The 25,649-nt window shown below is 44.2% G+C and carries 16 protein-coding genes and 2 pseudogenes; 4 read left to right on the top strand and 14 right to left on the bottom strand.

From position 1 onward, the window contains the following. Nucleotides 1-61: 61 nt before the first annotated feature. The gene (gene thrB, locus AC6IZR_RS04530; RefSeq protein WP_021153412.1) at nucleotides 62-928 is read right to left on the bottom strand and encodes a homoserine kinase; all 867 of its coding nucleotides are present in this window, start codon (nucleotides 926-928) and stop codon (nucleotides 62-64) included. 2 nt (nucleotides 929-930) lie between these two features. Beyond that, nucleotides 931-2,217: a homoserine dehydrogenase gene (locus AC6IZR_RS04525; RefSeq protein ID WP_049503638.1), complete on the bottom strand. Its 1,287-nt coding sequence runs from the start codon at nucleotides 2,215-2,217 to the stop codon at nucleotides 931-933. 175 nt (nucleotides 2,218-2,392) lie between these two features. Here AC6IZR_RS04525 and AC6IZR_RS04520 point away from each other — a divergent pair, with 175 nt between their 5' ends. Then, nucleotides 2,393-3,271 (top strand): polysaccharide deacetylase family protein, encoded by an 879-nt coding sequence (locus AC6IZR_RS04520; RefSeq protein WP_497848881.1) that lies wholly within the window; start codon nucleotides 2,393-2,395, stop codon nucleotides 3,269-3,271. A gap of 185 nt (nucleotides 3,272-3,456) precedes the next feature. Here AC6IZR_RS04520 and AC6IZR_RS04515 read toward each other — a convergent pair whose 3' ends face one another. Next, nucleotides 3,457-4,026, bottom strand: coding sequence for an HD domain-containing protein (locus tag AC6IZR_RS04515; RefSeq protein WP_497848880.1), 570 nt, complete (start codon nucleotides 4,024-4,026; stop codon nucleotides 3,457-3,459). Nucleotides 4,027-4,125: 99 nt separating this feature from the next. Beyond that, nucleotides 4,126-4,695: a TetR/AcrR family transcriptional regulator gene (locus AC6IZR_RS04510; RefSeq protein WP_003010925.1), complete on the bottom strand. Its 570-nt coding sequence runs from the start codon at nucleotides 4,693-4,695 to the stop codon at nucleotides 4,126-4,128. Nucleotides 4,696-4,824: 129 nt separating this feature from the next. On the opposite strand from AC6IZR_RS04510, the gene AC6IZR_RS04505 reads away from it, so the two are divergent. Further along, nucleotides 4,825-5,667: a DegV family protein gene (locus tag AC6IZR_RS04505; protein ID WP_497848879.1), complete on the top strand. Its 843-nt coding sequence runs from the start codon at nucleotides 4,825-4,827 to the stop codon at nucleotides 5,665-5,667. Nucleotides 5,668-5,861: 194 nt separating this feature from the next. Here AC6IZR_RS04505 and AC6IZR_RS04500 read toward each other — a convergent pair whose 3' ends face one another. Genes AC6IZR_RS04500 through AC6IZR_RS04485 form a run of 4 tightly spaced genes read right to left on the bottom strand, consistent with a single transcriptional unit; the run spans nucleotide 5,862 to nucleotide 13,034 of the window. Next, nucleotides 5,862-7,508 carry a hypothetical protein gene (locus AC6IZR_RS04500; protein ID WP_497848878.1) on the bottom strand — a complete coding sequence of 549 codons (1,647 nt, stop codon included), beginning with the start codon at nucleotides 7,506-7,508 and terminating at the stop codon, nucleotides 5,862-5,864. Further along, nucleotides 7,498-8,241 carry an ABC transporter ATP-binding protein gene (locus AC6IZR_RS04495; protein WP_497848877.1) on the bottom strand — a complete coding sequence of 248 codons (744 nt, stop codon included), beginning with the start codon at nucleotides 8,239-8,241 and terminating at the stop codon, nucleotides 7,498-7,500. Before AC6IZR_RS04495 ends, AC6IZR_RS04500 begins: the two co-directional genes overlap by 11 nt. Before the next feature lie 39 nt (nucleotides 8,242-8,280). Next, nucleotides 8,281-9,912, bottom strand: coding sequence for a M20/M25/M40 family metallo-hydrolase (locus tag AC6IZR_RS04490; RefSeq protein ID WP_497848876.1), 1,632 nt, complete (start codon nucleotides 9,910-9,912; stop codon nucleotides 8,281-8,283). Nucleotides 9,913-9,935: 23 nt separating this feature from the next. Further along, complete coding sequence (locus AC6IZR_RS04485; RefSeq protein WP_497848875.1) at nucleotides 9,936-13,034, bottom strand: CocE/NonD family hydrolase; 3,099 nt, start codon at nucleotides 13,032-13,034, stop codon at nucleotides 9,936-9,938. A gap of 172 nt (nucleotides 13,035-13,206) precedes the next feature. On the opposite strand from AC6IZR_RS04485, the gene AC6IZR_RS04480 reads away from it, so the two are divergent. Continuing rightward, nucleotides 13,207-14,688 carry an alpha-amylase gene (locus AC6IZR_RS04480; protein ID WP_497848874.1) on the top strand — a complete coding sequence of 494 codons (1,482 nt, stop codon included), beginning with the start codon at nucleotides 13,207-13,209 and terminating at the stop codon, nucleotides 14,686-14,688. A 188-nt stretch (nucleotides 14,689-14,876) separates the two neighbouring features. Here the strand turns inward: AC6IZR_RS04480 and trxA are convergent, their stop codons facing one another. From trxA to AC6IZR_RS04455, 5 genes and pseudogenes are all read right to left on the bottom strand, one after another. Continuing rightward, nucleotides 14,877-15,191, bottom strand: a complete 315-nt coding sequence (gene trxA, locus AC6IZR_RS04475) for a thioredoxin (protein ID WP_049483759.1) — start codon at nucleotides 15,189-15,191, stop codon at nucleotides 14,877-14,879. A gap of 97 nt (nucleotides 15,192-15,288) precedes the next feature. Further along, nucleotides 15,289-18,318 carry a CocE/NonD family hydrolase gene (locus AC6IZR_RS04470; RefSeq protein WP_497848873.1) on the bottom strand — a complete coding sequence of 1,010 codons (3,030 nt, stop codon included), beginning with the start codon at nucleotides 18,316-18,318 and terminating at the stop codon, nucleotides 15,289-15,291. Between the two features lie 119 nt (nucleotides 18,319-18,437). Next, nucleotides 18,438-20,423, bottom strand: coding sequence for a peptide ABC transporter substrate-binding protein (locus tag AC6IZR_RS04465; protein ID WP_023918412.1), 1,986 nt, complete (start codon nucleotides 20,421-20,423; stop codon nucleotides 18,438-18,440). A gap of 123 nt (nucleotides 20,424-20,546) precedes the next feature. Then, entirely contained in the window at nucleotides 20,547-21,584 is a 1,038-nt protein-coding gene (locus AC6IZR_RS04460; RefSeq protein ID WP_497848872.1) for a M42 family metallopeptidase, read from the bottom strand. A 552-nt stretch (nucleotides 21,585-22,136) separates the two neighbouring features. Further along, nucleotides 22,137-22,343 (bottom strand): annotated as a pseudogene (locus AC6IZR_RS04455) (IS3-like element ISBt2 family transposase); the annotation flags it as partial. 381 nt (nucleotides 22,344-22,724) lie between these two features. On the opposite strand from AC6IZR_RS04455, the gene gshAB reads away from it, so the two are divergent. Further along, nucleotides 22,725-24,989 (top strand): bifunctional glutamate--cysteine ligase GshA/glutathione synthetase GshB, encoded by a 2,265-nt coding sequence (gene gshAB, locus AC6IZR_RS04450; protein WP_070665281.1) that lies wholly within the window; start codon nucleotides 22,725-22,727, stop codon nucleotides 24,987-24,989. Nucleotides 24,990-25,109: 120 nt separating this feature from the next. Here gshAB and AC6IZR_RS04445 read toward each other — a convergent pair. After that, nucleotides 25,110-25,493, bottom strand: a pseudogene (locus AC6IZR_RS04445) (ISL3 family transposase); the annotation flags it as partial. Between the last annotated feature and the right edge of the window lie 156 nt (nucleotides 25,494-25,649).

Raw genomic sequence — 25,649 nt, 5'->3', positions numbered from 1 at the left:
AGAAGCAAAAAGGACATATACATTCGTATACATCCTTCTTTCATTTGTGTTACATTCGGGTTTAATTCTCAACACGAACGCCAAATGTGTCAATTTTAAGTTGGAAAATCTGACCATCTAGCCCGAGTTTTTCGAGAGCTGCAACAAAGGCTGCTGTATGCTCTGGCGCTAAGAGGTTCATGATCGTTGGGCCTGCTCCCGACAGATAGGTGGCGTAAGCCCCATGCGCATGGGCGACTTCTTTGACCTGAGGAAACTCTTTGACAAGAGATTGACGGTAGCGTTCGTGGAAATGATCAGACTCGATGGAGCGACCAGCCGTCAGCAAATCTCCCTTGAGGAGAGCTGCGATAGCGACATTGGCTACGCTACTAGCTGCAACAGCTTCCTTATAAGACCATTCTTTCGGTAGGACATTCCGACTATCACTGGTCTTCAATTGGTAGCTCGGTACAAAGGCCACAAGGTCACAGCTTGGGAAGTCAGCCGTGACATATTGGACATCTTCACCGATGTAGCTCGCAATGACCATATTCCCAAAGATAGCTGGAGCTACATTATCCGGATGACCTTCGATCTCGGTCGCGATGCGTAATTTCTCAGCGTCTGATAGCTGGAGGTTGGCTAATTGGTTGGCCAATTCAATCCCTGCGACAATGACCGAGCTAGAAGATCCAAGACCACGCGCCAAAGGCACTTGACTGGTCATCTTGATTCGATGGGGCTGCATATCCGTTGAGATAGAAAGAGCTGTTGAGAGCAAGAGGTTTTTCTCATCTGTCGGAATCCCTGCTCCTAGATCATGCTCAATAAACCAAGCATCAGCTGATTCAAGGACTTCAATAGTCAAATAGCGAGTCACGGCAATCCCAACAGAATCAAAGCCTGGCCCTACATTGGCACTGGTTGCTGGAACAATAATTTTCATGCTTATTCTCCCAAGACTTTAAAGGTATTCAAGAGTTCGAAATTCGCCTCTGAATCCAATTTTTCAACCAAGTTCTTGAATTGTGTTTGGTTGACTTGGTGGGTAATGATGACGACACTTGCAAATTGACCATCTGAGTCTTCTTGGAGGATTTGCTTGAAGGAAGCTCCTTCTGCATTAAAGATTTCCGCAAGACGCAAGATTTGACCAGTCGCATCTGGTGCCTTGATTGAGAAATAATAGTTATTTTTCACGTCTTCTGGCTTAGCCAATTGAAGAGGGCGGCTGTATTCATTGAAGGCTTTACCGATCGTTCCTTCTTTTAGACGACGGACAATGCGAACGAGGTCGGCTACGACACTTGTCGCAGTTGGTTTTTGACCAGCACCTGGTCCATAGTACATAGACTCCCCAATACCGATGGACTCCACATAGACCGCATTCATAACGTCGTTCACTCCTGCGAGTGGATGTTGTTTTGGAAGGAAGGTTGGTGTCACTTCTGCTGCGATCCCTGACTCTGTTTCAACGATAGATCCGACCAGCTTAATGACATAGCCAAGGCTTTGAGCAACTGAGACATCTTGAGGAGTGATCTGGCTGATTCCTTTGTGACCCACTTGGTCAAATTGGATATTCATTCCAAAGGCAAATTGGCTCAAGATCACCATCTTGTAGGCAGCATCGATTCCTTCAACGTCGTTGGTTGGATCACTTTCAGCGTAACCAAGACGTTGCGCTTCTGCTAAAGCATCCTCATAAGTCCAGCCTTCTTCGACCATTTTAGTCATCATGAAGTTAGAGGTTCCATTGACCACACCGAGCACTTTGGTCACCTTGTCAGAAGCAAGGGAATTCACCAAGGTCCGAAGGATTGGGATCCCACCAGCTACGGCAGCTTCATAATAAAGGGCCACTTGGTGTTTTTGAGCAATCTCTAGCAACTCGCTTCCATGAACGGCAAGAAGGTCTTTGTTAGCAGAAACTACATGCTTGCCTGCTTCCAGGGCACGGGTGATAAAGGTCTTCGCTGGCTCGATACGACCCATCAATTCGACCACGATGGCAATGTCTTTGTCTTCAATGATCTCATCGACATTGGTCACAAAGTTGTAGTTGTGACCAGCAGCTTGCAATTTTTCCTTTTCCGCATCATCACGAACCAAGACCTTAGCGATCTCGATTTCATCTTGAGCTGCCTGGGTGATTTTTTCATGGTTTTCTTTTAATAAAAATGGTACGCCACTTGCAACAGTACCAAATCCTAGTAAGGCAATCTTAACAGACATCCTATTGACTCCTTGAATTTTCTATAGTAGCTCCATTATAACAAAAACTTGAGCGTTTGACAGCCAATTGCCTTAAAAATTCTGAATTTTCATGACAGGATCTGCCTGTAGCAAGTTCTGGAAAAGAACATAGAATTTGTGGTACAATAGAGAAAATGATGAAAACGGTGACACTATGAGTAAACGAAGAGTACCTAAAAAAATCAAAGTCCTACTTGGAATCAATGCACTCCTCTTGGTCTGTATCTTTATTTGTAGCTTTCTTCTGATCAAAAGGATCACTCAGCTGAGCGACGGAAATACCAGTGGTACTGCCGTGACGCGCTCGCTAGATGAACACAGTTCCTCTATCGAGTGGACCCGAATGAAAAAGCCGGTTAAACTGCCCATCCTCATGTACCACTCCGTGCACAATATGGCCGAGTCTGAAGCTGCCAATGCCAATCTGATTGTCGATCCAGAAACCTTTGAAAGCCAACTAAAGGCCCTGAAAAAAGCGGGTTACTACACCCTGACACCTGAGGAAGCCTATCGGATCCTCGCAAAAAATGAAGTGCCAAAAGGAAAGAAATATGTCTGGTTGACCTTTGATGATGGCGTCGAGGATTTCTATACCATCGTCTATCCGCTTCTTAAGAAGTACAAGATAACCGCCACCAACAATATCATCACGGACTTTACCCAAAAGGAAAAAGAAAATGTCCTGACCTTTGACCAAATCAAAGAGATGAAAAAAGCTGGCTTGACCTTTGAAAGCCATACGGTCAATCATCCAGACCTAGCCAATTCCAGTCTTGAAACCCAAAAGAATGAGCTGGTCGCTTCTAAACGCCTGCTGGATAAGGTGCTGGATCAAAATACTAGCGTTATCGTCTACCCATCTGGTCGCTACAGCCAGGTTACAATCGACCAAGCCAAGAAAGCTGACTACAAACTAGGCCTCACCACTAAAAATGGACTCGCCAGTTCCGCTGATGGCCTCTATGCCCTCAAACGAGTCCGGATCCTTCCAACCACTACAGGAGAGGACCTCCTAGCCATGATCCAAGAATAAAGAAAGAGAGTGGGACAGAAATCGGTAATTCGTTAGAATTCGATTTCGTCGTCCCACCTCCGCACAGTTGAGTAGGGCTGTAAAAGCTGATGAAATCAGCGTAGTAGAGCCCACTCAACCACTGCGTCTTGCTCGACAATCCAAAAATAATTGAGAGGCTAGGACTTTTGTCCCAGCCTCTTTTGTTATAGTTCCTTCTCTAGTTCTTTTAGAAAGGTGATTAAAAATTGATGGCGACTTTCTGCTATTTGCTTAGCAGTCTCCGTGTTCATTTCATCTTTTAATAGAAGCAACTTGTCATGGAAATGTTGGACAGTATCAGTGAGAGACCTCCCTTTGTGGCCACCATAGGAAAAAGTTCGCGCAATTCCTACAGCTCCTATCGCATCTAGGCGGTCTGCATCCTGGACAATCTTGCCTTCTAAGGTTTCTGGATGTTTCCCACGATTTTTGCTGAAAGAAACAGCATTGATAACCCGACAAATCTGGTCAATTTGGTCTTGAGGAATACCGATCTCTTCTAGAAACATGCGAGCATTTGCATTATTCTCTGTTTGAAACAATTTATCATCATCAGCATCGTGAAGAAGAGCTGACAAGCCCACTATCTCCAGATCACATGGACCATCTGCTTGTGCGATTCTCATAGCATTGGTATAGACGCGGAGGGTATGCTCCACATCATGGCCATCCGCTCGATCAGCAAATAAGGTTTTAACATACTGCTTAGCAGCTTGGATTCGTTCTTCGATCATCGTTCTTGTCCTTTGTTTAATCTCTGCTCAGTTTTATCTATTCATTTGAACTAGTTATGGAGATGTGCAGTTTACTTTAAAACCACCTCTCGGTGGTGATTACTTTTTCTTTTGTGGGAAGAGGGGGAGCCCTAGGGTCGCGATCTTCTCAGCGGGGATCTTCATGCCATCCTTGATCCATTTGGAGATGACAGAGACAATGGCTGAGCTCCAGAAGGAATTGAGGTAGCTGCCAGCGCCATTCGAGGAGCTACCATTTCGTTTTTCTAAAAAGTCATAGACTGCCTTGGTCAAGAGCCGTTCGAAATTATAATCAATGGCTAGACTGATGATCTTGGCTTCTTTCTTGACTTCCTTAAAGAGGTAGACCCAGACTTGGTAGAGATCTGTCTTGAGGTTGTAGCCATCTAAAGACTTGGTAATCTTTGCGATACTAGACTGAAAGATGGACTCTAGAATCTCTTCCTTGGAGTCATAATTACGGTAAAAGGCTGCGCGAGAGACACCGGCACGCTGAACCAGCTCAGAGATGGTGATCTTTTTCAGATCTTTTTTCTCCAACAATTGCAAAAGAGAGATTTCGATGGATTCTCGTGTAATCGCATTGTTTTCTCGGTTAAATCGTTTGAGATTTTCCAAGGATTTCTCGGATATTTTTCTTTCTGCCATAACATTTACTTTCTATCTGTCTCACCTGATGATATCTGCTTGGATAGCATTGTACTTCATGATATAATTGTAAAAGAAGACATACTACTTGTCAATGTACAATTTTATACAATTATGAGGTATGAACTGATGAAATGGAAAATTATTGCGGATTCAGGCTGTGACTACCGCTCTTTGGACAATCTGGCACAGGATACGGAGTTTGTCAGTGTCCCATTGACCATCCAAGTGGGTGATACCATCTATACAGATGATGCCCAGCTCAATATCGATCAGATGATGGAGGAGATGTATGCGACCACAACAGCTTCTAAGTCTGCCTGTCCGAGTCCAGATGATTATATGAAGTCTTTTGAAGGGGCTGAAAATATTGTCGTTGTGACCATCACTGGAACCCTTTCAGGTAGCTACAATAGTGCAGAGGTCGCTAAGAAGATTTATCTGGAAGAGCATCCGAATACCAATATCCACGTCATTAATAGCTTATCAGCTGGGGGTGAGGTGGACCTGATCGTTCGCAAGCTCAATCAGTTGGTCGCTGAAGGTCTCGATTTTGATCAAGTAGTCGATGTGATCACAACCTACCAGTCTAAGACGAAGTTGCTCTTTGTTTTGGCCAAGGTTGATAATCTGGTCAAAAATGGGCGTCTCAGCAAATTGCTCGGAACTGTTGTCGGGCTCCTCAATATCCGTATGGTCGGGGAAGCTAGTAAGACGGGTACCCTTGAGTTGCTTCAAAAAGCACGGGGCCAAAAGAAAGCGATCAAGGCAGCTTTTGATGAATTAATCAAGGCAGGCTATAATGGTGGACATATCACCATAGCCCACCGCAACAATGAAAAATTTATCGAGCAATTCTCTGAATTGGTCCGTGAAAAATTTGCCCGTGCAATGATTGAAGTCCTTCCTACTTCTGGACTTTGTAGTTTCTACGCCGAAGAAGGCGGCCTCCTCATGGGCTATGAAATTTAAGTTACCACTAAAAAGAGGCTAGGACAAAAGTCCTAGCCTCTTTATTGTTTTTGGATTGTCGAGCAAGACGCAGTGGTTGAGTGGGCTCTACTACGCTGATTTCATCAGCTTTTACAGCCCTACTCAACTGTGCGGAGGTGGGACGACCAAATCGAATTCTAACGAATGACCGATTTCTGTCCCACTCTCTCTTTTTATTCTCCGATCTCTTGGTAGAGAGTACGGATTTTTTTGCGGTAGATGGTGTAGCTGATTCCCGCTCCAATTAACAGGATGATACTATAAAGGATCACAGCCAGCAAGGTGCTGACGGAATGATAGGTCCAAATGAAGCTGACAATGATCAAGAGAAACATCACAAAGAGAAAGACAATCAAGAGAATAGACTGAAGAACTGCATTCCCACGATGACGGGTCATCAACTCCGTTATATTGGTCCAATTGGTGCTAAAGTTCTGAAAATCTTTGACATAGTCTCGGATGCAGATCGGAATGGTTGTTACAACCCAGATCAGCAACATGGCTAGGATAGCCAAGGGATGGACGCCAAAATAGAGACAAACACCAACTAGAAGAATGACAGGAAGGATGGATTGCACCAGATAGAGCAACCAAAACTTCATGAAGAGATAGCGTTTGAAATCAACAGGGAGGGATCTCAAGTACTCAAAGTTTTCGCGCTCTAGCGAAATACCGATACTGGTCAAGCCTCCAAAACTATTGAAAACACCGATCAAGATGGCAACAAGGGTCAGTGGCACCAGATACTGGGGCGTCAAGTAAGGACTAAGGCCTCCTATATTTTTCGATGCTCCTGCTGCTCCACTGAGGAGGAAAATATAAGGCAGAATGCTCATCATCAAGAGGACTTGTACCATAAGTGTTCCATCGCTCAAGAGTCTGCGATGATACTGAATGACAAATCGTCTAAAGGAGTCTTTCTGACCCACATGGAGCACTCTCACGCGCTCTTTGACGGTTTGGTTGGTCGCAACTGCAAGGGCCGCATCATAAAACTGCGGGATCACGATTTTGCGAACCAGGCCGATCAAGACCAGAAGGACCAGGATCCAGCCCAGAAGGCCAAGGATCGCTTCTCCATCAAAAGGATGGAGAATGAACTGATGAAAGGCCGTAAAAGGTGGAAATAGAATGGGAATATCTGCGCCACCCGACACTTCTACTCGATGAGTCTGGACTAGATTGAGATAGAGATAAGCTCCTAGACTCAGAAGGGAACCAATTCCGACCATGATGTTGGAGACCAGGGTCGTGTGTTTTTTGAAAAACAAAGTCTTGGTGATCAGATGGGATAGGATGATCGTCGCTAAAAAGAGAACGCCTAAGAGAATTAAGGCACAAAAGAGGCCTAGCAGGATCCCTAACGGATTGAAGCCGCCTGCTTGGACGGGCAGGATCAGAAAATAGCTGATCAAGGGAAGGATAGCCATGAGAAGGGTCAGGATGACCGAGATACTCTTTCCAGCAATGACTTCCGCATCTGAGAAAGCATAGGGCCGGTAAAACTGGAGGTCCTTGCTTTCATAAAAGACATTGTAAAAGCTCATAAAGCCTTGGGAAATGGTCATCAAGGAAAAGAGGGCGACCATATTGACAAAGAAGGCTGGTTGGTTCACAAAATCATAGATACTAAAGAGCAAGCCAAATATGAGGAAATAGACCAATCCTAAAAAGAGGTAGTTGAGCACCGATTTACGGGCAACATTGAGTTTGACGTCCGGTTTTTTTGCCTGTTTGGCACGTAATTTTGCGATCTGAGCAGGCTGACTGGCATAGATGATATTAACATTGACCAGTTGCTGGATGATCTTAAGACGCATGATCGCCACCTTCTTCCTTCCGACCCGCTAAGCTGAGATAGATACTTTCCAGACTTTGTTCGGGGTGTTGACCTTTCAATTCCTCGATCGTCCCATAGAAAATGAGATTTCCCTTTTTGAGAATGGCGATTTTATCACAGAGTTGTTCGGCCACTTCTAAGACGTGGGTAGAGAAAATAACCGTCTTGCCCCGATCCGCATGCTGGCGCATCATTTGTTTTAAATCGTATGAAGCCTGTGGGTCCAAACCGGTCATGGGTTCGTCCAATACCCAGATATCTGGATCTGACAAGAGGGCTGCAATGACGAAGACCTTCTGGCGCATCCCGTGTGAAAAGGATTCAATCACTTCATAGCGGTGGCTCTGAAAATCAAAGATCCTAAGAAGCTCCTCTAAGCGTTGGTCACAGTCTTTCTGACTCATATCATAAGAGGTCGCAACCAACTCCCAAAATTCATTGGCTGTGAGACGCAAGAAAAGATCTGGCGAATCTGCCACATAACCGATCTTCTTTTTGATCGCCAGTCGATGGCTATAGAGGTCCTGACCATCCACTTCAATGGAACCAGTGGTTGGGGTGATGACACTGACCAGGCTCTTGATGGTTGTGGACTTGCCAGCTCCGTTGTGGCCAATCAAACCGACAATTTGCCCATCCTCGATGGTCAGATACAAGTGGTTGAGGGCAATGTGCCCATCGTAATCTTTGGTAACTCCGTGAAATGTAATCATGTTAACTCCCTAATTGATCCTCATTGGGACCGGTTTTTCTTATTCTGTTGATAAGCGATCATCGAAATGGTAGAGCAATTCTAGCAGATAGTTTGGAATGGTCTCCACGAAGTCTTCTTTGTAGACCCGCTCTCCTCGCTTATGCAATTCTTTACCCCATGGTCCTAGATTAACTGCTGGAACCTGAATTTGGGCAATTTTTTCCAGATCCAGATCATAGACCTGAGCTGGTGTGGCTAGGCTATCCAAGACGACTTGATAAGAGGCTACATCCTTTTCCAAGGCACAATAACTGGTGTCGTTAATCCCCATAAAGTATTCTTCGACTTTTAATAGGTAACCTCTTGTGTCCAGATACTCGCGGTAATCAGTGATGAGGGACACGATATTGAAATCGGTATTGTCTAAAAAGCGGCAATTCATGGAAGGATAATATGGGGGCGCAAAACCGATGACCACCATAGGATCCTTATCTCCGAGAAACTCAAGGAGCCGCTGGATTTGCTGAATCGCAAGGCTCTGGTAGCTGGTCCCATTACGAAAATCTTGCTCCGCTTTTTTATTAGAAGCTTCTCTAAAGTCTTGGTAACCCTCTAAGGCTTGGCAACGTTCCTCTAGTTCTTGATAGGTGATGACTCTTGGCCTTGCAATAATATGGTCTTGGCCAGCCTGATCCTGCAAATGCTCGTACTTCTTGTAAAAGGCATCCAAGGCCTCCTGACTAAGCTCATAGATTCGTTGCAAGAGCTCTTGGGGTGTTTTCTTCAAATGCAACACACTGAAATAGCCAGCCGCATAGAGCACGGTCGATACATCGTACTGCTCCTTCAAATCTCTGAGATAGGACCACGAAGGAAGGGGAGACGTTTCTCCCAAGGCCTGATCTGCCAGATCGGGATGAAGGTCCAGCTGGCTTGCGATGGCTACTAGGAGGGATAAGGCATTGATCCCTTTGAGGGGTTCCTTCATATGGGACAAGACGCCTTGTGCCACAACGACTGGCATGAGTTTGCCGACTGTGCCAATGTGAAGGACCTTTTCTTTTCCTACTACCGATTCAAAAGGCTCTGAATCCACTGCTAATACATAATTCATATCAAACTTTTCCTGCAAATCTGTAAGGAGGCCCAAGGCTCCACGCATCCCACGTGAATAGGATTCCTCGTCTCCAACAGAGAGATAGAGCAGATTGACCTGACCTTCTGCGGGATCTGCTGCATAGGCTTCCAGAACCCCTAATTGAAGGGCCAAGGCTGCTTTCATATCGCAAGATCCTCTGCCAAATTTCCATTGACCAGATTCTAAATCAGCCTGCATATCTGGTCGTCTATCCAGTGTTTTCAAAGCTTCTGCTACTTTATCAGAATCGAGCGCGATCTCTGACAAATGTCCATAGTCTTCTAGATCGACTGTATCATGGTGGTGGAAAAGGATAACTGTTTTTTTCTTGCCCTTATCAACCAAGGCCCAATTGACTGACCGATGCAAATGATCCTGTGGCACCTCATAGCGCCCAAAGTGGTCCGGATGGTCCTTGAAATAGGGAATCTGAGCAATCCGTTGATCCAGGTAGGCTTCGATTCCTTGCTCAGTCTCAGTATTGGTGAAGCTTGGAATCGCCAAGGCTTCAGTAAAAATCGTTTCGATGCTCTCTCTATTGGTGGTTTTCACTTTCTCTCCATCCTTCTTTTCTATTATTCATCTTTGTGAGCTTTGCCAAGTGACAAAAGGCTGGTGAGCATGAGTCCTAGGAAGCCAAAGAGAGTCCAAGAGCTTGTTGCTTGACCTGTTTTTGGAAGGCTTGGTTGGCTTGTCACTTCTATCTTATCTTTATCAGCTCTTTGAGCCAATTCTTGTGCAGTTTCTTCTTTTTGTTCCTTACGGAAGTCCATCGGATCTCGACCGTGGCTTGGTTTTTGAGGAATTTCAGAAATAGCTGGATTGGTTGGCGTCATTGGATTACTTGGAACAATTGGTTTTTCCGCTTGATCTACTGGACTTGGGTCTTGTTCAGGATCTACTTTTGGTTGAATGGTTGCAATTGGCAAGATCCGATCTGCCAATGACGCATAGTCTGTATCTTTTTCACTTGGTTGATAACGGAACAAGAGAGATCGACTGTCTTCTACGATTGGAATCGTTGCAGAAATAGAATCTGTCTTGAAGGACACTTCATAAGGATCTGCAAAATAGATGTAATCCGGATCATAGGTGTGCAAACTCAAAACCAGTCGATGGCCTTTTTTCACTGTATAGAGATTTGGTTGCAGATACATGGTGTAATCATGATATTCATTTTCTTTCAGATCAATAGAATGACTAGAACTTGCTGAGTCATAGCGAGATGCTGGATTGGCCAGATTCATCCAACCACGCGCAATCACCACACTCTTAACCTTGTGGGTCTTGTAACGTTTGAGAGGCAAGGTTTCAAGGTTGCTACCATTCCAGTAGCCTGTCTCATCGATGGTTTCCTTGTCCAATGTGCGCGTGCTATAACCGTCTTTGTCATAGGTGATTTCTTCTTTGACCACATCAAAGTCTTCGTCTGAGACATCCATCAAGGTCGCACTGACATGGGCATGATTTTTGTCTCCCTTGACAAAAGCAGCGCTAAAATGCACAGGAATATGGCCTTTGATGGTGACATCTTGGTCGACAGGTGCTGCATAGGAAGCCGCTACTTCTGAGGAATGGAAGGCCGCATCTTGGTTACGTGTGGTCCAGTTATTTCCCGTACCATAGTAATCACCAGTTACTGTCACATCCTCCCGTTTGGAGTAGATTCGAGAAGAGATGGCATTGTTGGTATCCCATTTATCAAAACGACGCCATTTACTTGGATCTAGATTGTCCTGAGCTGTTACTTGCGGAAGGTTTTCAATCCCATTTTCAATACCGTAGAGGTAATGACTATACCAGAGATTCATCAGGTCATTAAAGGCTTGGCCTGCGACTTCTGTTCCTGACCAACGCGTAGATGGATAAATGTGATTGCCCTGGTGGAGCAAGACCTTGGCATCGATCCCCGCCTTTTTATAGGCTTCTAACATGAGTTCAAAATGTTTGGGTTTGACATTGTCATCATTGAGCCCTTGGATAATGAGAGGGGCCGCCTTTAAGTTGGCTGCGTTGAGCGTGTAGTCGCGTTTAGCATATTCTTCGTTGTAATTATGACCATCCTTGTGCTGGAGTTCATTGAGTTTGGTGATATAGGCTGCATAGTAATCCTTGACCTTGTCCCAATCTTCCTTGTCCAGGATCCGACCAGAGGTATAGACAGACAGCCAAGATAGGTCATTGGAAGCTCCGGTATCAAGAGGAGATCCTTGGCTGTTGAAATGGTCGTACCAACTAGCAATCCCTGCAGCTGGCACAATGGTCTTGAGACCTTCCACTCCAGTAGACGCTACACCAAATGTTGTCGTACCTGCCCAAGATAAACCAGTCATAGCGACGTTTCCGTTGGACCAGTCCGCCTTAACTTCATGGTTGCTAGTCTTATCTGAGTAAGCTTTGCGTTTACCATTGAGCCATTCAACGATATTTTTATAAGCAGCCACTTCAAGGTCAGAGCCGGTCGTATTGATCCCGTCTGATCCTTTTGAGCCCAAACCACTACTGGTCACCACTGCATAACCACGAACTAAGAAATAATTGTACCAGTTAAGATTTTCATAATCATAATGCGTATAGTCTTCAGAGCTTTCACGCGGATTGACATAGTACCAATCCTTTGGATTGGTCGCTTTGGCTACTTCTTCTGTCGTAACAGTCTTGGTTGCTTGGCGTTTGGCAGGTTTTTCATAGAGCTTGGCCATATCGAAGTTTCCACCTTCTTTGAGACCAATTCCCTCTAAGGTACGCTCTTCTGTTGTTCCTGTTACATAAGGACTAGCTTCAAAAATGGTCGCAGCTTTATAGTCCCCATTGACAGCAGCTTTTGGCACCTGCACAAAGGTCTTAACCAAGTCAGGCTTGCCGTCGCCATCCGTATCATAATCGGTTTCCACATAGACAATATAGCGGACGATGTCACTCTTGTCATAGGAGTAATGCTCCGGATCGTCTCCTGGCGTAAATGGGAAAATAGGTTGTGCTTTGCCATTCAAAAAGAGAGGAGTCTTCTTATCCGCGCGATAAGCTGCTCGGAGCTGTTTAGCTATATCAACCATTGAAGTGAGATTGGTGACCGGAGCAGAACCCTCCACTCCTTCCTTGACCATCCCTAGGCTCTTGGCAAAAGCTAATCGGTCTTTATCAGTAGATCCGACTTGATTTTCCTTAGTTGAAGCCCAGTTCAATAGTTGATTGACTGCCTCCGTCACTGTGACTTCTTTTTCACGATCCTGGTCGGTTACAGTTGCACCCGTAATTTTAGCCAAGTCTCCTTGGGTTACTTTTGGAGTCGCGCTCACCTCTTGACTGCCAACGGCAGGCGTCGCAGGTGCAGGGCTTGACTGATTGTCCAGAGTGGACTCAACAGTTGGGGCGCTCACTACCGCTGGACTTGATGCAGGTTCTTCCTGTAGCTCAGTTGTCGGAGCGGTTGGTGAAGTGGTTGGTCGGTTAGTTTCTGAAACCTCTTCCACTTTTGCAGGCTGAACGGTTTCTTTGTTGTCTCCTTGTGTTGAGGTCACTGTTTCAGTAACTTCAGAGCTTGTCGCTGGAGGAGTCACCGTCTCCTCAGTAGTTGTGCTACTTACTTGGTCTGCTTGCACATGCTGGGCGAGTACAGCAGGACTAATCAGTAAACCTGCAACGAGTAGAGAAACAAGAGTTGTTTTTTTCATAAAATGGTCTCCTTTCACCATTTTCAAAGTCAGTCCTAGCGGAGCCTGACTCTATTATGTTATATTCTCACTTCATTTCTTTCATGTATGCGATTTCTTTTCTAGGAAGGGCTCGTTTCCAGTGCAAACGTTTGTCCTATCCAACTATTTTTGGTAAAATAAGGACATTCACATGAAAGAAGAAATAACGATGGAAAATCAAACCTTAATGCAATATTTTGAGTGGTATTTGCCCGCTGATGGGAACCACTGGACGCGTCTTGCTGAAGATGCGCAACACATAGCAGACTTGGGTATTCGCAAGGTCTGGATGCCACCTGCCTTTAAAGCTACTTCTAACAATGACGTTGGGTACGGGGTCTATGATCTCTTTGATTTGGGCGAGTTCGACCAAAAAGGAACGGTTCGCACCAAATATGGTTTCAAAGAAGATTATCTTCAAGCCATCCAAGCCCTCAAAGATGCTGGGATTCAACCGATGGCCGATGTCGTTCTCAACCATAAAGCTGCGGCTGATGGTCTAGAGGAATTCGAGGTCGTTGAGGTCGATCCCATGGACCGAAACATTGTCCTCACAGAGCCTTTCACCATTCAAGGATGGACCAAATTTACCTTTGATGGTCGAAATGGAGCCTATAATGACTTCCACTGGCATTGGTACCACTTTACCGGTACCGACTACGATGCTTCTCGTAATAAAAGTGGGATCTACCAAATCCAAGGGGACAACAAAGGCTGGGCCCACGGAGATCTGGTGGACAAGGAGAATGGAAACTACGATTACCTCATGTACGCCGATATCGATTTCAAACACCCTGAGGTTGTAGAAAATCTCGATCAGTGGGCTGAATGGTTTATCGAAACGACTGGTGTAGAAGGTTTTCGTCTGGATGCAGTCAAACACATCGACTCCTTCTTTATGAAGAATTTCATCCACAATATCACCAAAAAATATGGAGAAGATTTCTACGTCTTTGGTGAGTTTTGGAATGGGGATAAAGAGACCAATGATGAATACTTGGAAAGCATTGACTACTTATACGACTTGGTCGATGTAGCCCTCCACCAAAATTTCTTCAGAGCTAGCCAAGAGGGTGAAAATTTCGACCTGCGAACCATTTTTGATGGAACACTGGCTCTCAATCATCCTGAAGAAGCCGTAACCTTTGTGGACAACCATGATACCCAACGAGGGCAAGCCTTGGAATCTACCGTTGAAGAATGGTTCAAGCCTGCTGCTTATGCCTTGATCTTACTTCGTGAAGCTGGTTTACCTTGTGTCTTCTATGGAGACTACTACGGTATCAAAGGCAAATTTGCACAAGATAGTTTCCAAGATGTCCTTGATCGCCTCTTATGTGTTCGCAAAGATCTGGCCTATGGGGAACAAACGGACTACTTCGATGATCCTAATTGCATCGGTTGGACACGTTCAGGTACAGAAGAATCAGCACCAATCGCCTGCTTGATTTCCAATAACCAAGCTGATACAAAAGTCATGGAGATCGGCTCATCCTACGCAGGTCTCACCTACTATGATGTCCTAGAAAATTGTAGCGAAACTGTCCAAGTTCAAGAAGACGGTACTGCTGAATTCCCAGTGGCAGAGCGCTCCGTCAGTGTCTGGGTAGCCCAAGATACAGAGGGCCAATAACCTTTATATGTAATTTTCTCCTAGGATCGACATCTTCCTAGGAGAATTTTTTCCTGTAAAAATTTTATAGGAAATACAGTTTCATTTTAGCACTATAAGAAAGCGCTGTCAATGGGTGTCGCGTCTATTTAAAAGAAATAAAGAGCATAAGAAAACTCGTTTTCCAATATGGAAAACGAGTTTTCATTTTAGCTCAATTCTGCAATGATTTCTTTCAATTGCGCTTTCGTATGAACTCCAGCCACTTGTTTGACAACTTGTCCATCTTTTTTAAAGAGAAGAGTTGGGATCGACATGATACCGAATTGACGTGCTGTATTTGGATTTTCATCGACATCCATCTTACAGATTTTCAAATCATCTTCATGTACTTCTTCTGCCAACTGATCCAAGATTGGAGCTTGCATGCGGCATGGACCGCACCAAGTTGCCCAAAAGTCAATCAAGACAAGGCCTTGGCTGGTTTCTTGTTCAAAAGTTGCATCTGTGATTATGTGTGCCATATTTCCTCCTTTTTCAGTAGTGACTACTGATTCTGCATTTCTACTTTTATTTTACACTAAAAGATGCCATTTTAGAAATATTTGCTACGGGGAGTCCTTAGGCATCTTCTCTCTTTTTGCGCCAAAAGATGAGGCTAGAAGCTGTTAGGCTAATCACCCCTAAGAGACCCAGAGAATGGTCTTTGCTCCCTGTTTGAGGAAGCGTATGATCTGCTTTCTCCCCTCCCACTACAAGAGTTGCAGCTTGAGGATCTTCTGCCAATCCTTGTGAAACAAATTGAGGTCCATAAGATACAGCTAGTGTATGAAGAGAGTGCTCTTGTCTTGCTGATCCTATTTGCATCTGCTCTGCTTTTTCAGGAAGAGTTTGGCTTGGTTGGACAAAGGATTCTGGGCTTGGAAGCCTATATTCTTCCTTGTAGTGCACTTCTGGAGCGACTAGAGCAGCACCTTCAACTTCTGGTAAATTCGCATAGTCTGTATCTGTTGCACTTGGTACATAAGCTGCCTTTTGGGCGCGGGTCTTTTCAACAATTGGAATCGCCGCCTGGATAGAATCTGTCTTAAAGGTCACTTCATATGGATGCTCCACCGTTAAATCAGATGGGTCATAGGTGTTGAAAACAAGTGCTAACTTGTGACCTTTCTTAACCGTATAGAGATTTGGTTGGAGATAGACCGTATAATCGTGGTATTCTCCAACTTTTGGCTCAATGCTAGCGCGTGAGCTTGCTGAATCGTAGCCAGACTCAGGGTTCGCAAGGTTGATCCAGCCTTTTGCAATCACCTTGTACTTGGTCTTGATGGTTTCGTATTCGGCAACAGATAGGTTGCTTAAATTGCTTCCCATCCAGAAACCGTCTGCTGTTTTATCTTGCTTGACGCTACCATTTCCTACCACGTCAAAGTCCTCATCTGCCACGTCTACTAAGAGGGCGTTAATTTGGAAATTCTTTCCTTGACCCTTGGCCAGAGCTGCCTTGAAATGGACAGGGATGTGGCCCTTGATCGTAGTGTCCTCAGTAACATCAGAAACGAAGGTTAGATTGGCCTTAGAGGAGGCTTTGCTGACTGTTTCATTACGTTTAGCGATCTCAACACCTGCAGCCGCATAATCACTAGAAATGGTTTCTTCTAGACGTTTCGAGCTTGCATGTAAGAAGAGACGTTGACTGCTCTTCCAGTTATCATAGCTGGTCCACTTGCTTGGATCATAGTTGTTTTGAGCTAGGACCGCTGGCAAGCTTTCGACGTGATTGTCCACTCCGTAGAGGTAATGGGTCAGCCAGGTATTGAGCAGGTCATAGAAGTCCTGACCATTGGCGGTGATGCCGTATCCCCGTGACATAGCTGCTGGATAGACGTGATCTCCTTGGTGAAGATAAAGCTTGACATCTTGTCCTGCTTTCTTGAGGGCATCGTACATGAGTTCAAAGTGTTTGGTCTTGACATTGTCATCATTCAAGCCATGGACGATCAGGGCACTGGTCTTGAGATTTTCTGGATGAAGGGTATAATCCCGCTCCTTCCAGACATCGCTGTAGTTACGATCATGGGCGTACTGGTCCTTGTTCAGTTGGTTGATGTAGTTGGAATAGTTTTGCCAAATCCCTGCCCAGTCGTCTTGGTCCAGCATCCGCGTGCTAACGTAGAGGGAGAGCCATGAAAGATCACTATAAGGCGCATTGCCAAACTGGGTTCCTTGGCTATTGAAATAATCATACCAAGAGGCAATCCCTGCTGCTGGAACGATTGTCTTTAGGCCTTCTACGCCTGTCGCTGCCACACCAAAGGTCGTGGTTCCAGCCCAGGAGAGACCTGTCATAGCGACATTGCCTGTTGCCCAGTCGGCCTTGATTTCGACATTGCTGGTCTTATCGGTGTAGGCCTTGCGTTTGCCATTAACCCATTCGATGATATTCTTGAAGGCATTGATTTCGAGATCAGACCCCGTCGTGTTAAATCCTTCTGATCCCTTGGTACCAAGTCCGGCGCTAGAGATAAAGGCATAGCCTCTGACCAAGAAATAGTCATACCAGTTCAGATCTTCGTAGTCATAAATATACTCGTAGGGACTGTAGTAATACCAATCCGATGCCTTGGCCTTTTTCGCTGCTTCTACTGTTGTTTCACTGCTTACTGGCCGTCTCTTTGCAGGTTGGCTGTGCAGTTTCTTCATATCATAGCTACCGTCTGTTGGAAGCCCCAAACTTTCAAGGGTCACGTAGTTTTCATCGAGCGTCCCCGCTACGTAAGGGCGCGCTTCGAGAATAGTGGCTGCCTTAAAATCACCTTGCGCTACTGCTTTTGGTAATTGAACAATGGCTTTGACTAAGTCCGGCTTGCCATCTGCATCGGTGTCGTAGTCCGTTTCGACATAGACAGGGAAGCGTACAATTTGGCTGTCTTCATATTTGTAGTCTTGGTCTTCTTTTTCTCCCGTTGTATAAGGGAAAATCGGCTGGGCCCGACCATTTAAAAAGAGCGGACTTTTCTTTTCAGCACGATAGGCATCGTAGAGTTTCTTAGCTGTTTCATACATCTTGGCCAATTCTGGCTGACTAACCTTACGAGTCAGATCTTCTGATTTTTCAATCAAGCCTAAACTCTGGGCAAAGCGTTCGCGATCTGCTTGGCTTTGGCCCAATTGGCTAGGATCTGTTGCTGCCCATTGAAGCAAGCCATTAACAGCATCTTGGACCGTCAACTCTTTAGAGGCCTGATCCGCTGCAAGGGTTGAACCTGTGACTTTTGCCAAATCCTGAGCTGTTACCGGAGCTTCTGAACTGGGAGCAGATTGAGGGGCAGCTTCCCTGTTGGTTGCTGCTGGAGTTGCCACTGGGACAGTCGGCTCACTTTGTCTTGTGTGTTCTTCTGTTGCGGGGGCTACTTGATTGGCAACTGCCGTCCGATCCAGCGATCCCTCACTCGAGCTCGCTCCTTCTTCACTAGTGGCAGTACTTGTGTCACTTGCTGTCTGTCTTGCTTCAGTAGCTGGAGCATGGACCACTTCTGTTGATGGGGCTAACTCTTCCGTTTGCTCATCTGCTGCTGCTACTTGGTGCAAGACCATCGGCGCGATCAATAAGCTCGATGCGACAATGGAAACCATTGTTTTCTTTTTCATGTCAATCTCCTCACTTTTTGTAATCAACACTCCTATTATACTATGTAAGCGTTTTTAGATCAATTAGATATTCAAATGATCCCACAAAAAACCGAGGCATCAGCCTCGGTTATCGATTCTTATTTAACGTGTTTCTTAAGATCTTCTTGTGCTTTTTTGTTTGACTCTGCTTGTTCTTTTTGCCATTTTTCAAGGGCTTTGTTGTAGTCAGCAGTTGTCACAGCTTTATCTTGGAGTTTCATTCCTTTGTAGATCACGTGGTCTTTTCCTTTACCACCAGTCCATGCAAATGGAGCTGAGAATGGTTCGATACGTGTCAAGAATGGACGTCCAGTTGATGAAGAAGTTGGCATCACAAGAGCACTATCTGTCAACCAAGCTTGCGCAGCCGCATATTTTTCATAGCGTTTGTTGACGTCTTGTGTTTCTGCACCAGCATCTTTGATCATCTTTTCAAAGTCGTACAGACCAACTTTTTTAGCTGCTTCATTGTTTTCACTTGGGTCAAATCCAAGGAAAGTCTTAGTATTTTCACCAGATGAAGCTTTCAAGATATCCATGTAAGTTGATGGGTCTTGGTAGTCAGGGCTCCATCCAACATTATCAGAGAGATCCCAGTCTTCGCCAGCCGCATTTGGCGCAAAGAGGGTCACATTTTGAAGGTCTTCTTTCGAAAGCATTTGGATATCGATGACGATATTTTCTTTACCAAGTGCTTCTTCAACAGATTGTTTGAAGGATTGTACCCGTTGAACTCTTGATGGTGTGGTTTGGTCTACAGGCATATCGATGTGAATTGGGAATTTCACACCTTCTGCTTCCAAAGCAGTCTTCGCTTTTGCAAACTCTTCCTTCGCTTTCTTAGCATCGAAGAGACCGTTTTGACCATCGTCTAGTTTAGTAGATTTCCACTCATCTCCGTAGGTATCCAATTGTGTTTTCACCATTTCACCAAAGGTCTTGCCATTAGCTTGGACAAATGTTGGTGGAATGTAGAGGTTACGGATGATCTTGCTTGCTCCGTCTTTTCCGTTCAATTGAGCAGCATACGCTTCACGGTTGAAGGCAAAGCTGATCGCTTGACGGAAGTCCTTGTTCAAGAGAGCTTTCTTAGTAGATTGTTTTTCTTCGTCGGTCTTCTTAGCTGTGTGTTTGTAAGATTGACGGTCGATGTTGGTACCAATGACATAAGAAGCAGCATCTTGAGGAGTGTAGGTGATTTCGTCTTTGAATTCTTTGGCTTGCTCTGAATAACCAGATCCAGTTGGGAAGAGTTTGGCCAAGCTAAGAGCATTTTCTCCGAATGATTTGGCCAATTTACTTTGGTCTTGTCCATCGTAGAATTCCAATTTAACATCTGAGATGTAGACCTTGTCTTTATCCCAGTAGTTTTCATTCTTGGTCATTTCGATAGAAGATTTTGAAGTAAAGCTCTTCAAGATGTAAGGACCATTGTAAAGAAGAGAGCTAGTATCACTTGCTTGAGCGAATTTATCCCCTTTTGATTTCACGAATTTTTCGTTGACAGGGAAAGTGATCCCAAGAGTCAATTTAGAGTTCCAGTAAGATTCTGGTTGGTTCAAAGTGATTTGAAGGGTATGATCATCAACTGCTTTTACTCCTACAGCTGAGAAATCTTTATTTTTACCACTAACGTAGTCATTCAAGCCTTTGATAGAATCTTGAATGATGTAGAGCATTTCTGATTTGTTATCAGCCGCATATTTGATCCCTGTGACGAAATCTTTAGCTGTTACATCCGCATACTCTTCGCCTTCTGAATCATACCATTTAGCATCATCACGAAGTTTATAAGTATAAGTCAAGCCATCTTGCGAAACTGTCCAATCTTTTGCAAGAGATGGAATCAAGTTCCCGTATTTATCATTTTCAAACAAACCATCAATCAAGTTTCCAGTGATATCGTGGGTTGCTGCTTTACCAGATGTGATATAGTTTAGGTTTTCTGGCTCAGTCTCATAGACATATGAGAATTTTTGGCCGTTGCTTGAGCTAGATGATTTAGAACCTCCAGAACAAGCTGCTAGGATACCTGCTGAAAGGAGGGCAACTCCCGCAAGTGCAATGACATTTCTTTTTTTCATGTAAAACTCCTTAAGAAATTTTAAGTTTATTTTAAGATTATACCACAAAGATTTTCAGAAGAAAAGGAATTTTCAGAAAATTTTAGTCTTTTAAAAAACTACTCCGGAGAGTAGTTCCAATTTTTACTCTACTAAGTCGCTCTTGAGGTAGGCATCGACCATGCGCTCTGTTGCGACTACAGAATCCAAGTGAGTCCGCTCATATGAGTGGCTAGATTCGATCCCTGCTCCAAGAAGGGCATGTTTGACTTCTGCTCCTGCGCTCATGGCTGCAGAGGCATCTGATCCATAGAAAGGATAGATGTCCAACTTATAAGGGATTTCTTGAGCTTTTGCCAAGGCTACTAAATGCTGACGGAATTCGTAGTGATACGGTCCAGAAGCGTCTTTGACACAGATGGATACCGTGTATTCATCCGTCGCTTGGTCATCTCCCATAGCTCCCATGTCCACTGCCAAGTATTCGACTACTTCAGCTGGAATACTAGAATTAGCCCCATGCCCTACTTCTTCAAAGACTGAAAAGGCAAAGGTGGTCGTTACTGGTAATTGGATCTGTTCTTCCTTGTACACGCGCAGAAGATTCAAGAGAATCGCCGCACTCACCTTGTCATCTAGATGACGAGATTTGATAAAGCCGGTGTCTGTCACAATGGTCCGAGGATCAAAGCTGACAAAGTCCCCCACTTCAATGCCAAGGGCACGGGTTTCTTTTTCATTGGTTACTTTTTCATCCAGACGGACTTCCATATTGTCCTGGGTCCGCTCGACAGTCCCCGCATCCTTGTAGACATGGCAAGAAGTCTGATGGACCAAAATCGTCCCAGAATGGGTCTTTCCTGTATTAGCCACATGGACTGTACAGTTTTCCCCTTCAATCATATTCCAAGGGAAGCCACCGATACGGTCTAGCTTGAGGCGGCCATCTGCTTTCACAGCGCGGACAATAGCCCCCAAGGTATCCACATGGGCTGTGACATAGCGTTGCTTGTCTGTGATCACACCAGGAACGGTCACATTCACGCCACCCTTAGCAGTCCGAGTTACTTCGTACCCAAAGCTTTCAATGGTTTTGACCAAGTATTCTGCGATCTCACGTGTAAAACCGGTCGGGGAAGGAATAGCTGTCAATTCCTGCAAATAAGTCACTGTCTGATTCATAATGCCTCCAAATGTGTTTTTCTTTATTCTAGCATGAAATAGGTGGAATAGCTAGAGGAGAGAGCTTACAGGGTAGAGTTTTTCAACTCTTCCCGTACTTGCATTAGGAGAAAGCCAGAGTTCTATTTATATTTTCAACACATTTTGGGAGAGATTCATCTAGTGCACCTAAAATAAAAAAAGAAACTTGTCCACAACTAACGGTGTCTAAACAAGTTCCACGCAGGCTATTTCAATGGTGATACATAATTATCAGGATAAAATATGATGTAATTTTTGACAATATCTGTTAGACTATCTTCAGTTATGTTTCTCCACTTATGGAGATAGAAGGTTTCAGACTTGAGAACAGAGTGAAACCATTCGATACAGCCATTATCTGCTATTTCGCCTCTTTTCTGAGAATTCTTACACTCCTGTTTCCAGCGATAAAGGTGGAGCGTTTGACGCCGAAACATTCTAAAATAATCGATACAGGGCACGTTTTCTTATACTCTTCTACTAGCTTGATAAGACTTACTTTGTCGATTCTCTTATCAAGTTCTGATACTTTTTTAGTAATTCTACCTGCAAACGTAACTGTTCCACTTCAGATAACTGTTTCATCCCATTACCATAAGTATATTGTTTCCCCACGGGTTGTTGGAAACGGTACAATTCATCATTCTGATACCATCGCTACCAGGTCTTGGCCTGACTAGCATTTTTGATGCTGAGGGTATCCATGATAACTTTATTTGATTTGCCTGCCTTCTTCATTTCGATACAGGCTAGTTTAGTTTCTACCGAATATGCTTTTTGACCATAACAAAACACCCCTGTTTCTAGTTTACCAGATTTCAACAGGAGTGTTTTCTTGTGTCTCATTTTATGGGTGCAGTGCCGACCCTAGGGATTCTTTCGTTCTCATATATACGTCATTAGTATAGGCTAATTTGATTTAAATTCCAAGAGAAATAACATTTTACATAAAAATCAGTGGGTATTTTACAATTTTTGCATATAATAGAGCTAAAAAACAACTGGTTTTAAGAATTCTTATCTGAAACATTCGGAAATTCCCCTTAACCGTAGCGGAAAGTTGTTTTCTTCTCCTATTTATAATAGACTATCACTAACATTAGATGAAAAGGTGACTCTATGACTATAAATCAACTGCTTCAAAAGCTGGAGCCTACTAGCCCTATCCTTCAAGCTAACTTTGGAATTGAACGCGAAAGTCTTCGTGTCGATAGACAGGGAAAATTAGCACATACGCCTCACCCTTCCTGCCTAGGAGCTCGAAGTTTCCACCCTTATATTCAAACAGATTTTTGTGAGTTTCAGATGGAACTCATCACACCAGTTGCTAAATCTACCACTGAGGCTCGTCGATTTCTTGGAGCCATTACCGATGTAGCTGGACGTTCCATCAGTAAAGATGAACTTCTCTGGCCCTTGTCCATGCCTCCTCGTATCAACGCCCAAGAAATCCAAGTTGCCCAACTGGAAAATGAATTTGAACGCCATTATCGTAACTACCTGGCCGAAAAATACGGAACTAAACTACAAGCTATCTCAGGTATCCACTATAATATGGAACTAGGGAAAGATTTGGTTGAAGCCCTATTCCAAGAAAGTGACCAGATTGATATAATTGCTTTCAAAAACGCCCTCTATCTTAAGCTGGCTCAAAACTACTTGCGCTACCGTTGGGTTATTACCTATCTCTTTGGGGCTGCACCTATTGCTGAGCAAGGCTTCTTCGACCAAGAAGTGCCAGAACTCGTGCGTTCCTTCCGAAACAGCGACCATGGTTATGTCAATAAGGAAGAAATACAAGTATCTTTTGCAAGCCTAGAAGACTATGTCTCTGCCATCGAAAATTATATCGAACAAGGTGATTTGATTGCGGAAAAGGAATTTTACTCGGCTGTTCGTTTCCGTGGACAAAAGGTTAATCGCTCCTTCCTTGACAAGGGAATCACCTACCTGGAATTCCGTAACTTCGACCTCAACCCCTTTGAGCGTATCGGTATTAGCCAAACTACCATGGATACCGTACACCTACTCCTTCTAGCCTTCCTCTGGCTGGATGCCCCTGAAAATGTTGATCAGGCTCTGGCTCAAGGTCACGCGCTGAATGAAAAAATTGCCCTCTCTCATCCTTTAGAACCTCTACCTTCTGAAGCTGAAACTCAGAACATTACGACAGCTCTAGACCAACTGGTGCAACATTTTGGGCTTGGTGACTATCATCAAGGGCTGGTCAAACAAGTTAAAGATGCCTTTGCAGATTCCAGTCAGACACTAGCTGCTCAACTTCTTCCTCATATCAAAGACAAGTCCCTTTCTGACTTTGCCCTTGACAAGGCGCTTGCCTATCATGATTACGACTGGACTGCCCACTATGCCCTTAAGGGTTATGAGGAGATGGAACTTTCTACCCAGATGCTGCTCTTTGATGCCATTCAAAAAGGGCTTCATTTTGAAATCCTAGATGAGCAGGATCAATTCCTTAAACTCTGGCATAAAGATCATGTTGAGTACGTCAAAAATGGTAACATGACCTCAAAAGACAACTATGTAGTTCCTCTTGCCATGGCTAATAAAACCGTGACCAAAAAAATCCTGGCTGATGCTGGCTTCCCTGTCCCTGCCGGCGACGAATTTACCAGTCTAGAACAAGGTCTAGCCTACTATCCTCTTATCAAGGGCAAGCAAATTGTGGTTAAACCAAAATCAACCAACTTCGGGCTGGGCATTTCCATTTTCCAAGAGCCTGCCAGCCTTGATAACTATAAGAAAGCTCTCGAGATTGCCTTTGCAGAAGATACAGCTGTTCTTGTTGAAGAATTTATCCCAGGAACCGAATACCGTTTCTTCATTCTGGACGGGCGTTGTGAGTCTGTCCTCCTTCGTGTTGCTGCTAATGTTGTCGGTGATGGCAAACACACCATTCGTGAATTAGTCGCTCAGAAAAATGCCAATCCATTGCGAGGCCGTGACCACCGCTCACCTCTGGAAATCATTAAGCTAGGAGACATCGAACAATTGATGTTGACTCAGCAAGGTTATGCACCTGATGATATTCTCCCAGAAGGGAAAAAGGTCAATCTCCGCCGTAACTCCAACATCTCTACGGGTGGTGACTCTATTGATATCACTGAGACAATAGATTCCTCTTACCAAGAATTGGCAGCAGCTATGGCAACTAGCATGGGGGCCTGGGCTTGCGGGGTTGACCTCATCATTCCAGATAAAACTCAGCCTGCTAGCAAGGAAAAACCTCATTTCACTTGTATCGAGCTCAACTTCAATCCCGCTATGTATATTCACACCTATTGTGCTGAAGGTCCTGGACAAGCTATCACTCCAAAAATCCTAGACAAGCTTTTTCCAGAAGTTGCCACAAGTCAAACCTAAAACCTAATTCTTAGGAACAAACAAATCACCTTTATCTCGATGATATGATACCTCTTAAGTAGACAAGGTAAATACCTAAAATCTACGGCTCTTTGTCAACTTTAGTGGGTTGAAGAAAAGCTAAGCTCGAGAAAGGACAAATTTCGTCCTTTCTTTTTTGATATTCAGAGCGATGAAAATTCGCTTCTTGAAGTTTTCAAAGTTCCGAAAACCAAAGGCATTGCGTTTGATAAGTTTGATGAGATTATTAGTCGCTTCCAATTTTGCGTTGGAATAGGATAACTGAAGGTCATTGATGATTTTCCCTTTGTCCTTTAGAAATGTTTTAAAGACAGTCTGAAAAAGAGAATGAACCTTCTTTATATTGTCTTCAATGAGTCCAAAAAATTTCTCTGGTTCCTTATTCTGAAGGTGAAAAAGCAAGAGCTGATAGAGATTATAGTGGTATTTCAAGTCTTCTGAATAGCTCAAAAGCTTGTCTAGGATTTCTTTATTGCCTAAATTGTCAAATTAAGTTAGACTTTTCAAGTAACTCAGAAAAACTTGGTAGGGTGATTGAAATAGTTCTAATGGGAATTCATAGACTACCCTCTGTTCAGCTATTCCCCCTTCATCTGTAACAAAAAAATATTTCTCATGATGTCGCCAAATATGTTGTCC

It is taken from the genome of Streptococcus mobilis (assembly GCF_059727625.1).
Note: the sequence above shows the minus strand (reverse complement) of the source record. Positions and strands in the feature narration are given on the sequence as shown.

What these genes read in the sequence shown, in the direction of transcription:
- thrB (WP_021153412.1), bottom strand. Translation starts at nt 928, where the DNA reads ATGAAAATTATTGTTCCAGCAACCAGTGCCAATGTAGGGCCAGGCTTT.
- AC6IZR_RS04525 (WP_049503638.1), bottom strand. Translation starts at nt 2,217, where the DNA reads ATGTCTGTTAAGATTGCCTTACTAGGATTTGGTACTGTTGCAAGTGGC.
- AC6IZR_RS04520 (WP_497848881.1), top strand. Translation starts at nt 2,393, where the DNA reads ATGAGTAAACGAAGAGTACCTAAAAAAATCAAAGTCCTACTTGGAATC.
- AC6IZR_RS04515 (WP_497848880.1), bottom strand. Translation starts at nt 4,026, where the DNA reads ATGATCGAAGAACGAATCCAAGCTGCTAAGCAGTATGTTAAAACCTTA.
- AC6IZR_RS04510 (WP_003010925.1), bottom strand. Translation starts at nt 4,695, where the DNA reads ATGGCAGAAAGAAAAATATCCGAGAAATCCTTGGAAAATCTCAAACGA.
- AC6IZR_RS04505 (WP_497848879.1), top strand. Translation starts at nt 4,825, where the DNA reads ATGAAATGGAAAATTATTGCGGATTCAGGCTGTGACTACCGCTCTTTG.
- AC6IZR_RS04500 (WP_497848878.1), bottom strand. Translation starts at nt 7,508, where the DNA reads ATGCGTCTTAAGATCATCCAGCAACTGGTCAATGTTAATATCATCTAT.
- AC6IZR_RS04495 (WP_497848877.1), bottom strand. Translation starts at nt 8,241, where the DNA reads ATGATTACATTTCACGGAGTTACCAAAGATTACGATGGGCACATTGCC.
- AC6IZR_RS04485 (WP_497848875.1), bottom strand. Translation starts at nt 13,034, where the DNA reads ATGAAAAAAACAACTCTTGTTTCTCTACTCGTTGCAGGTTTACTGATT.
- AC6IZR_RS04480 (WP_497848874.1), top strand. Translation starts at nt 13,207, where the DNA reads ATGAAAGAAGAAATAACGATGGAAAATCAAACCTTAATGCAATATTTT.
- trxA (WP_049483759.1), bottom strand. Translation starts at nt 15,191, where the DNA reads ATGGCACACATAATCACAGATGCAACTTTTGAACAAGAAACCAGCCAA.
- AC6IZR_RS04470 (WP_497848873.1), bottom strand. Translation starts at nt 18,318, where the DNA reads ATGAAAAAGAAAACAATGGTTTCCATTGTCGCATCGAGCTTATTGATC.
- AC6IZR_RS04465 (WP_023918412.1), bottom strand. Translation starts at nt 20,423, where the DNA reads ATGAAAAAAAGAAATGTCATTGCACTTGCGGGAGTTGCCCTCCTTTCA.
- AC6IZR_RS04460 (WP_497848872.1), bottom strand. Translation starts at nt 21,584, where the DNA reads ATGAATCAGACAGTGACTTATTTGCAGGAATTGACAGCTATTCCTTCC.
- gshAB (WP_070665281.1), top strand. Translation starts at nt 22,725, where the DNA reads ATGACTATAAATCAACTGCTTCAAAAGCTGGAGCCTACTAGCCCTATC.